Annotated in this window: 8 protein-coding genes and 2 pseudogenes; 4 read left to right on the forward strand and 6 right to left on the reverse strand. The window is 62.7% G+C overall.

From position 1 onward, the window contains the following. Positions 1-3: 3 nt before the first annotated feature. On the reverse strand, positions 4-360 hold the full coding sequence (locus tag QD408_RS19790) for a DUF4406 domain-containing protein (protein WP_414140469.1): 357 nt from the start codon (positions 358-360) through the stop codon (positions 4-6). Positions 361-501: 141 nt separating this feature from the next. Between QD408_RS19790 and QD408_RS19795 the strand changes: the two genes are divergently transcribed. Beyond that, on the forward strand, positions 502-1,257 hold the full coding sequence (locus QD408_RS19795; protein ID WP_414140470.1) for a DeoR/GlpR family DNA-binding transcription regulator: 756 nt from the start codon (positions 502-504) through the stop codon (positions 1,255-1,257). Here the strand turns inward: QD408_RS19795 and QD408_RS19800 are convergent, their stop codons facing one another. Then, entirely contained in the window at positions 1,258-2,265 is a 1,008-nt protein-coding gene (locus QD408_RS19800) for an asparaginase (protein WP_414140471.1), read from the reverse strand. Positions 2,266-2,809: 544 nt separating this feature from the next. Between QD408_RS19800 and QD408_RS19805 the strand changes: the two genes are divergently transcribed. Continuing rightward, on the forward strand, positions 2,810-4,021 hold the full coding sequence (locus QD408_RS19805; RefSeq protein WP_088680775.1) for an MFS transporter: 1,212 nt from the start codon (positions 2,810-2,812) through the stop codon (positions 4,019-4,021). Between the two features lie 21 nt (positions 4,022-4,042). Here the strand turns inward: QD408_RS19805 and QD408_RS19810 are convergent. The 4 genes and pseudogenes from QD408_RS19810 to QD408_RS19825 all read right to left on the reverse strand — a co-directional run. Continuing rightward, positions 4,043-4,126: pseudogene (locus tag QD408_RS19810) on the reverse strand (MarR family transcriptional regulator); the annotation flags it as partial. A 109-nt stretch (positions 4,127-4,235) separates the two neighbouring features. After that, entirely contained in the window at positions 4,236-5,234 is a 999-nt protein-coding gene (locus tag QD408_RS19815; RefSeq protein WP_414140472.1) for an NAD(P)H-quinone oxidoreductase, read from the reverse strand. Positions 5,235-5,431: 197 nt separating this feature from the next. After that, positions 5,432-5,674, reverse strand: coding sequence for a type II toxin-antitoxin system ParD family antitoxin (locus QD408_RS19820; protein ID WP_088680773.1), 243 nt, complete (start codon positions 5,672-5,674; stop codon positions 5,432-5,434). A 223-nt stretch (positions 5,675-5,897) separates the two neighbouring features. Continuing rightward, positions 5,898-6,446, reverse strand: coding sequence for an HdeD family acid-resistance protein (locus tag QD408_RS19825; protein WP_414140473.1), 549 nt, complete (start codon positions 6,444-6,446; stop codon positions 5,898-5,900). 157 nt (positions 6,447-6,603) lie between these two features. Here QD408_RS19825 and betI point away from each other — a divergent pair. Both betI and betB read left to right on the forward strand, forming a co-directional pair. Continuing rightward, positions 6,604-7,188: pseudogene (gene betI / locus QD408_RS19830) on the forward strand (transcriptional regulator BetI); the annotation flags it as partial. A gap of 151 nt (positions 7,189-7,339) precedes the next feature. Next, a complete protein-coding gene (gene betB, locus QD408_RS19835; RefSeq protein ID WP_414140474.1) occupies positions 7,340-8,803 on the forward strand; it encodes a betaine-aldehyde dehydrogenase in 1,464 nt (487 codons plus the stop codon). Positions 8,804-8,823 lie beyond the last annotated feature (20 nt).

Consider the following 8,823-nt stretch of genomic DNA (forward strand, 5'->3'; position numbering starts at 1 on the left):
CATTCAGCCGCAGCCCGGCACGTCTTCCAGCCGATGCCAGACGGGGATGCCGCGTTCTCTCGCAATCCGCACATCGTTGTCCGCGCCCTTGGAATCGCCCGGCAGGCGCAGCACGCCTTCGCAAAGCTGCAACAGACGGCCGGCGACCGGGTGGAAGATCTCTTGGTAGAGCGCGTCGCCGACCGACCTGCCGCCGGCGGCGTGCCAGATCGGCAGCGCCACCCACTCGCCGATCATCGGCACATGGCCCGCCTCAAACAGCGCATGCGAGGGTTCCTCCAGCCGCTTCAGGTTGGCGGCCATCTTTTCCGGGTCATCGCCCGTTCCCGACCGATAAGGGCCGGCAATCAAAATCAACATCGTCCACTCCTTCACCGCTTTGATGCGGGAACTCCCCCGGCCTCATGCACGGGACTTCGTGAAAATGCACGATATTTCTTGAATGTCGAATCAATTCGTGCATATTCACGATATTTCATTCAACTTCATGCAGAGGGTCGAATGCTCACGACACAACGCAAGAGCCTCATTCTCGACATCCTGCGCCGCGACGGCCAGGTGATCGCCAAGCGCGTGGCCGAGGAGTTCGCGCTTTCGGAAGACACGATCCGGCGCGACCTCAGGGAGATGGCGGCGGAGGGGCTGTTGAAGCGCGTGCATGGCGGCGCGATGCCGCTGGCGCCGGAACTGCCTGATTTCACTGCGCGGCGCAGCGTTTCGTCAGAGATCAAGGCACGGCTCGGAGCGAAGGCGGCGGCGATGGTCAAGCCGGGACAGATGATCTTCCTCGACGGCGGCACGACGACGGCGGAGATCGCCAGGCAATTGCCGCGCACCATGCCGCTGACGGTTGCGACCCACAGCCCGACGATCGCCGCCGAACTGGAGCATCATCCGACGGCCGAGGTGATCCTCACCGGCGGACGGCTTTACAAACATTCGATGGTGGCGACGGGCGCAGCGGCGGCGGCGGCGATCTCGCAACTCCGCCCGGACCTGTTCTTCCTCGGCGTGACGGCGGCGCATCCGGTGCACGGGCTTTCCACCGGCGATTTCGAGGAAGCGGCCATCAAGCGGCATATCGCGCGGTGCTCGGCCGAAACCCATGTCCTGCTGACCGAAGAAAAGTTCGACCTCGTCTCCCCCTGCCCGGTGCTTGGCGTTGCCGATGTGGCCGGACTGATCGTGCCGGCGGAGACGACGGCCGAACGGCTGAAGCCCTATCGCGATCTCAATGGCACGATCGTGGCGGCGTGATCAACTGGTCAGGACGGACGTGACCCTGACATCGCCGACATGGATGCCGTTCCAATTGCGCATCGAGGTTGCGGCGAAGGCCATCAGGGCTGCATGAACCTTGTCTTCCGTCTCGAAGAAGCGGGCAAGTGTGGCAGCCACCATGGCTTCGGCGGCGCGGGTCGTGCCGTCCTCGCATTTCAGCGCAATGGCAACGCCCTTTTCCGGGATCGCGGCGCAGAAGACGCCCTCGGCGCCTGTCTTGACGAAGATGCGGCCGGGGGCGATCTGCATCAGCGTCGTGCAGGCGCGGCCGGAGCCGGCGACATAGAAGGGCTCAGCCATGCAGGCTTCGATCAGGCGGCGGGAGGCTTTGGCGCGCAAGGGCTCCAGGCCGTTGCCGGTCGCCATCTTGGCAAATCCATGCGCAAGGCCGCGCAAAGGCACGGCATAGGTCGGAATGGAGCAGCCATCCGTGCCGCAGCTCTCGGCGCCGAGCACGGCTCCCGTCAGGCTTTCCATCGCCGCACGGATCTCGGCCTGCAAAGGATGGTCGTAGCCGACATAACCCTTCGGATCGATGTCCTGATGGCAGCAGGCGCAGATGAAGCCGGCATGTTTTCCCGAACAATTGTTGTGAAGCGCAGTCGGCGCGTCGAGCGTGCGGGCCTGATGGATCAAGACCTTCTGGCTCATCGACCAATGGGCGCCGCATTCGAGCGCTCCGGCATCGCGGCCGGCCCGCGACAGCATGGAGGCGGCAAGCTCCACGTGCTCGTCCTCACCATTATGCGAGGCACAGGCAAGCGCCAGTTCCTTGTCGCCGAAGCCATAGGCGTCGGCTGCACCGCTTTCGACCAGCGGCAGGGCCTGCATCGCCTTGCAGGACGAGCGCGGGAAGACGACGGCGTCGATATCTCCAACAGAGAAGACCAGCTTGCCATCGCCATCGACGACGGCCACCGCGCCGCGATGGCGGCTTTCGACGAGCAAGCCTCGGGTGACTTCAACGGTGACGGGATTGGTCATGGGCTCTCATCCAGGTGCTGCGGGGAGAGGCAGGCATACCGCGTCGGCGCGCGAAAGCCAACGGGGTTAGCGCTTTGCCGGGGCTCGGGCGTCCGCAGCGGAATAGCGCCTCCTGCCAAGCGCGCCACCTCCGCTATCACAGGCCTTGAGTTTGGAAGCATCGAGACGCTATCCTGCAACACAGCTCACATTTCGAGGAATTGTTTTGCAATCAGGCCTATCCATTTCAGAGTCCATATTGGGAATATTTTTCACGGCCGTTTCTCTCGGCCTGGCGTGTTGGTTGGCGCGCCGGCCGAAAAAGACAAGCGTCGGAATCATCCTTGGAGCGCTTGTGGGGCTGGCCTTGATGTCCATTGCGGCAGCTCTGGTCGGTTTCCTCCGGAACGTTCTTCCGTTCGGGCAAATCGACTTCTGGCTCTCCGGTTTGACAGCGAAAATCTAACGTAAATACTCATCACAGGAATTGACTGAAACGATCGAAAACTATCGTTTCTCTGATGTGTCGGATGCGGCTAAGAGTGGTGGATCAGGAACCGCCCTCATGTCATCCACCCTCTCTTTGATCCTTGGCGACAACAGGCTGCGCATTCCAGCAGCAACGCTTGTCGCGCTCGCCTTCACCTATGCCTCGACGGTGCCCTACCAGTCGATCATCGGGATCAATGAACTGGGCATGAGCAACGGCGCCTATTCGGCCTTGGTCTTCGTCTCGGCGATCGTCAACGTCACGACGAGCCTGACGCTTGGCATCTGGTCGGACAGGCTGAAGGAGCGGCGGCCGCTGGTTCTGGCTCTTTCCGTCGCCGGCATTCTCGGTTTCGGCTCGATCGCGCTCACCCACAGCCCTGCGGTCTTCATTCTCTCGACGCTTCTGCTGGTGCCGATGAGCAATTCCACCTATTCGCTGCTCTTCGCCAGCCTGCGCGCCCGGACCAACCAGATGGACCGCGGCCGGGCGGCGGCGATCACGGCCATGGTGCGGGCGCTCTATTCCGGTTCGTGGGCGCTGGCGCCGGGGTTGATCGGCCTCTATCTCGTCAATTCGCCGTCGATGACGCCGGCCTATGGGATTGCGGCCTTCGCCAGTTGCACCTGCTTCTGCCTGTATTTCTTCTTCGCGCCCGGAAATGGCTCGGCGGGCCCTGCTTCCAGTCAAGTCGGCTTCATCGCGTCACTGAAGCGGATCTTCGTACCCTATGTGCTGGCGCGCGTCCTCGTCATGTCGATGCTCGTCGGGCTGCAGCGGCTGAACGGCATGCTCTCGCCACTAATCATTATCCATGCGGCAGGCGGCACGGTGGTCGACGTGGGCTTCATGGCCGGGCTGACGGCCTTTCTCGAAATGCCCTTCATGATGATGTGGGGCATGGCGCAGCGCCGCTTCCGGACGGTGCATGTGCTTGCCTTCGGCTCGCTGATCTACTGCGCCTATCTGCTGCTGCTCGGATTTGTTTCGGCGCGCTGGCAGGTCTACGCGCTGCTCCTCGTCAATGCCTGCGGCGTGGCAGCAATCCTCAGCGTGCCGATCACCTATCTGCAGGACCTGATCGCCGACCGGCCGGGGCTCGGAAGCTCGCTGATCTCGCTCAACAGCTTCATCGGAGCCGGCATCAGCGCCGGGCTCTTCGCCTTCGGCACTGAAATCACCGATTATTCCGGAACCGCCTTCGTCGGCGCGGCGGCGGGTTTGGCGGCGATCGGCGCGTTGCTCTATCTCGAAAGCAACAAGCGACAGGCGCAGCAGCCGGCCTGAAGTGCCGCGTGCTTTTAAGGGTCAATGCGGCCTGATGCGATAGGCGCAGCGCCGCGCCCCGACCAGGATATGTTCGCTGCGCTCGACTTCGGCATCGCCAACGGCGCCGGTCTCGTCGAGCCGGGCGGCATCGCGGGTGCGCTTTCGGCCGCGCACTGGCTTTATCTCATGATGGCTTTACCCGGCATTCTGGCCGTCGGTGTCTCGCTGACACTCAGCCGACGCGCAGCATGACCTTGCCGACATGGCTGCCCTCTTCCAGCAACCGGTGCGCCTCGACCACCTCCTCGAAGGCGAAGACCTTGTGGATGACGGGCGCGACGGTGCCCGCCTCCAGCAGCGGCCATACCTCGGAGAGAAGATCGTCGCGGATGGCGCGTTTTTCCTCGGCCGTGCGCGGGCGCATGGTGGAACCGGTGACCGTCAGGCGCTTGACCATGATCGGCGCGAGATTGACCTTTTCGGCGACGGCCCCGCCAAGGAAGGCGATGATCGACAGGCAGCCATCCCTGGCCAGCGAGGCGAGGTTGCGCTCGAAATAGGCCGCGCCGATCATATCGAGGATGATATCGACGCCCTGGCCGGTTTCGGCCTTGATCACCTCGGCGAAATCCTCGGTCCGGTAGTTGATCGCCCGTTTGGCGCCGAGTTTTTCGCAGGCCTCGCATTTTTCCTTCGAGCCCGCGGTCGCATAGACCTCGGCGCCGAAAGCGCGGGCAAGCTGGATCGCCGTCGTGCCGATGCCGCTGGAGCCGCCATGGATCAGCACCGTCTCGCCTTCCGTCAAACCCGCCATCTGGAAGAGATTGGCCCAGACGGTGAAGAAGGTTTCGGGAAGGGCCGCGGCCTTCACCGCGTCATATCCTTTGGGGAAAGGCAGGATCTGCCCGGCCGGCAGGATACAATATTCGGCGTAGGCGCCGCCATTGGCGAGGCCGCAGACCTTGTCGCCGACGCCATAGCCGCTGACGCCAGGCCCGACGGCGACGATTTCACCCGAGAGTTCCAGGCCGAGGATCGGGCTTGCATCCTTGGGTGGCGGGTAGCTGCCCTGGCGCTGGGCGATATCGGGACGGTTGACGCCGATCGATTCGGCACGCAGGAGAACCTCACCTTCGCCCGGCACCGGCAGCGGACGCTTGCCGATCGCCATCACCTCCGGCCCGCCGAAGGACGGCAGATCGACGAAACGCATTTCCTGAGGCAGTGACATGGCGCGACCCTCCTGATCCCGATTGTTCGGAATAGATCAGCCCCAGAGCCTTGGGAAGGCGGGAAGTGGCAAGGGCGTCAATTCGCCTCGCCCAGGAAGTATAAACTCTTTCGCCAATATGAAAGTTTTGTGAAACGCGCGCGAGCCTCCCACGCGTTTCACGTTCATTAAATTTTCCAATGCAATCAAAAGCTTGCTCAGGCGGAGCGGCGGCGTTCCGCCTCGTGATCGGCAAACATGTCGGCGACGCATCTGCCGCCGGACTGGACGCCCTCGTCATCGAGAACATCGCCGCGAAATTCTCCCATCTTGCGGGCGGTGTCCCAGAGGCGAAGCGCCTCGCGGACGACCTCGCTGCTCGAGGCATAACCGCCATTGTCGACGGCGGCACGGATGCCCGCCGCTTGCTGCGGAGAGATGGAAACGGTGACCATCGGCATGGACTTCCTCCCTACTTTCGATCAGGCAGAATCCTGCCTCATGGGGGACGCATGACCATTTTCGGCATCTTCGACGATATTTCGCCGATGCCCTGGCGCATTCGCACGCGGAGGCGATCCCGCAAGTCGAAAGGCCGTAACCCTTAAAGTTTAATCCCCTGTCGTGGCCTTGTCAAAAAAGAAACCGTTCAAAGGCGACATCGGGACACTGCTCTCCACTGTTTCATCTGCGGATACCGAAGCCGAAGGCGATCATCGTCCATCCCTGGAGGATGAGATCGGCGGCCAGGAAAAGGCCGAGGATCCAGAGGCTGTTTACCGGCCACCCAAGCGCGATGACAAAGCCGGCCAGCGCCGTAATGACGCCGCTTGCGACGATCCAGCCCCAGCCCTTGGCGGGCTTCATGCGCCTGCCGACCCAAGTGCGGAAAACGCCGGCGATGAGAAGGGCGATCGCGAGAAACAGCGTCAGCGCCGCCGACGTCAGGATGGGATTGATGAAGGCGCAGATGCCCGCGAGCACGTAAAGCAGGCCGCTCAGCGCCCAGAACAGCACGTGATCCCAGCCGCGCACCTGAAATGCATGAACGAGATAGATCACGCCGCCGAACAGCATGAGCATGCCGACATAATAGACCGAGACGACGGTGGCGAGCATCAGATTGCCGAGCGCGATCAAGCCGCAGACGAGCAGCAGCACACCGAGGCCGACGAACCAGATCCATTTCGACTGCAGAGAGGATGTGGGCATCCCGTTGAAGACATCGGCCATAACGCACCTCCCGGTAGGATTTGAATATGTTGCAGCAATTGACCGGGGAAAGATCCGAAGAGCGATGAGATTGAGAAAGATTTTTATTGATTGATCAGTCAATCAAAAATATTCTAGCCGGAAGTTCAAAGGAGTTGTCCGTTTGCCGAAGGTCGGAATGGAGCCGGTGCGCCGCAAGGCGCTGGTCGATGCAGCGCTACGGGTGATCGGCGATCACGGCTCGCTTGCCGTCACCATGTCCGACATCGCGCGCCAGGCCGGTGTGTCTCCTGCCCTTGCGCATCATTATTTCGGCAGCAAGGAACAATTGCTGATCGAGACGATCCGCTCCCTGCTCAGACAGTTGCGCGACGATACCGTAGCTGCACTCAAGGCAGCGACGACGCCGCGCGAACGGCTTTCGGCCGTCATCCGCGTCAATTTCCACGCCGACCAGTTCGCACCGGAGACGATCGCCGCCTGGCTTGCCTTCTATGCCGAAGCGCAGCGCTCGGAAGAGACGCGCCGCTTCCTGGTGATCTATGCCAGGCGGCTGCGTTCCAACCTGCTTGCCGATCTCAAGGCGCTCCTGCCCGCCAACGCCGCAGAACGCATCGCCGAAGGCGCTGCGGCGATGATCGACGGGCTCTATATCAGGCAAAGTCTGAAATCGGCGCCGATCGGCATCGAAGCCTCGATCGCGCTGACGGAGGATTATGTGAACGCGCTTCTGGCTAGCAGCTCCCCTTCTCCCCAGCGGGGAGAAGATGTCCGAAGGACAGATGAGGGGGTGAGCGACGCAGGAGCGAGCGGCCGTAAGGCCGAGATTGCCGCCCCCTCATCCGGCCCTGCGGGCCACCTTCTCCCCCAGGGGAGAAGGGACGACCACATCGAACCTTCCAAGGACAAATGACATGAAAGCCCAGCCGAAAGCCTCGCACTTCATCGACGGCGAATATGTCGAGGATACCGATGGCACCGTCATCGAGAGCATCTATCCCGCGACCGGCGAGGTGATCGCCCGGCTCCATGCCGCAACGCCTGCGATCGTCGAAAAGGCGATCGCCGCGGCCAAGCGCGCACAGCCGGAATGGGCGGCGATGAGCCCCATGGCACGCGGGCGCATCCTCAAACGGGCGGCCGACATCATGCGCGAGAGAAACCGGGCTCTCTCCGAACTCGAAACGCTCGATACCGGCAAGCCGATCCAGGAAACGATCGTCGCCGATCCGACATCAGGCGCCGACGCCCTCGAATTCTTCGGGGGTGTAGCACCGGCCGGCCTCAACGGCGCCCATATCCCGCTCGGGCAGGATTTTGCCTATACCAAGCGCGTGCCCCTCGGCGTCTGCGTCGGCATCGGCGCCTGGAACTATCCGCAGCAGATCACCTGCTGGAAAGCGGCCCCTGCCCTCGTTTGCGGCAATGCCATGGTATTCAAGCCGTCCGAGAACACGCCGCTCGGCGCATTGAAGATCGCCGAAATCCTCATCGAGGCCGGGCTGCCGAAGGGGCTCTTCAATGTGATCCAGGGCGACCGCGACACCGGACCGCTGCTCGTCAACCATCCCGATGTCGCCAAGGTGTCGCTGACCGGCTCCGTGCCGACGGGGCGCAGGGTCGCGGCAGCAGCGGCCGGGAACCTGAAGCACGTGACGATGGAACTCGGCGGCAAGTCGCCGATCATCGTCTTTGATGATGCCGATCTCGATTCGGCCGTCGGCGGGGCAATGCTCGGCAATTTCTATTCGACCGGCCAGGTCTGCTCGAACGGCACGCGCGTCTTCGTGCAGAGGACCATCAAGGACGAATTCCTGAAGCGGTTGAAGGCGCGCACCGAGGCGATGCTGATCGGCGACCCGATGGATGAGGCGACGCAGATCGGCCCGATGGTCTCCTGGGCGCAGCGCGAGAAGGTGATCTCCTACATCGAGAAGGGCAAGGCCGAGGGCGCGACGCTGATTGCCGGCGGCGGCATTCCGAACAATGTCTCCGGCGAAGGTTATTACGTGCAGCCGACCGTCTTTGCCGATGTGACCGACGACATGACCATCGCCCGCGAGGAAATCTTCGGTCCCGTCATGTCGGTGCTCGATTTCGAAGCCGAGGACGAGGTGATCGCGCGCGCCAACGCCAGCGAATTCGGCCTCTCCGGCGGTGTCTTTACCGCCGACCTCACCCGCGCCCACCGCATCGTCGACCGGCTGGAGGCCGGCACGCTCTGGATCAACACCTACAATCTCGCACCAGTGGAAATCCCCTTCGGCGGCTCGAAACAATCGGGCTTCGGCCGCGAGAATTCGCTGGCCGCGCTGGAGCACTATTCCGAGTTGAAGACGGTTTACGTGGGCATGGGGCCGGTGGCGGCGCCGTACTGATCAAGTCCCCTCCCCAACCC

Source organism: Rhizobium sp. BR 249 (assembly GCF_047445895.1).
In the GTDB taxonomy this organism is placed as follows: Bacteria; Pseudomonadota; Alphaproteobacteria; order Rhizobiales; family Rhizobiaceae; genus Rhizobium.

Bases quoted from the DNA above. Each gene is read 5' to 3' on its own strand.
- QD408_RS19790 (WP_414140469.1), bottom strand. From the start codon at position 360: ATGTTGATTTTGATTGCCGGCCCTTATCGGTCGGGAACGGGCGATGAC.
- QD408_RS19795 (WP_414140470.1), top strand. From the start codon at position 502: ATGCTCACGACACAACGCAAGAGCCTCATTCTCGACATCCTGCGCCGC.
- QD408_RS19800 (WP_414140471.1), bottom strand. From the start codon at position 2,265: ATGACCAATCCCGTCACCGTTGAAGTCACCCGAGGCTTGCTCGTCGAA.
- QD408_RS19805 (WP_088680775.1), top strand. From the start codon at position 2,810: ATGTCATCCACCCTCTCTTTGATCCTTGGCGACAACAGGCTGCGCATT.
- QD408_RS19815 (WP_414140472.1), bottom strand. From the start codon at position 5,234: ATGTCACTGCCTCAGGAAATGCGTTTCGTCGATCTGCCGTCCTTCGGC.
- QD408_RS19820 (WP_088680773.1), bottom strand. From the start codon at position 5,674: ATGCCGATGGTCACCGTTTCCATCTCTCCGCAGCAAGCGGCGGGCATC.
- QD408_RS19825 (WP_414140473.1), bottom strand. From the start codon at position 6,446: ATGGCCGATGTCTTCAACGGGATGCCCACATCCTCTCTGCAGTCGAAA.
- betB (WP_414140474.1), top strand. From the start codon at position 7,340: ATGAAAGCCCAGCCGAAAGCCTCGCACTTCATCGACGGCGAATATGTC.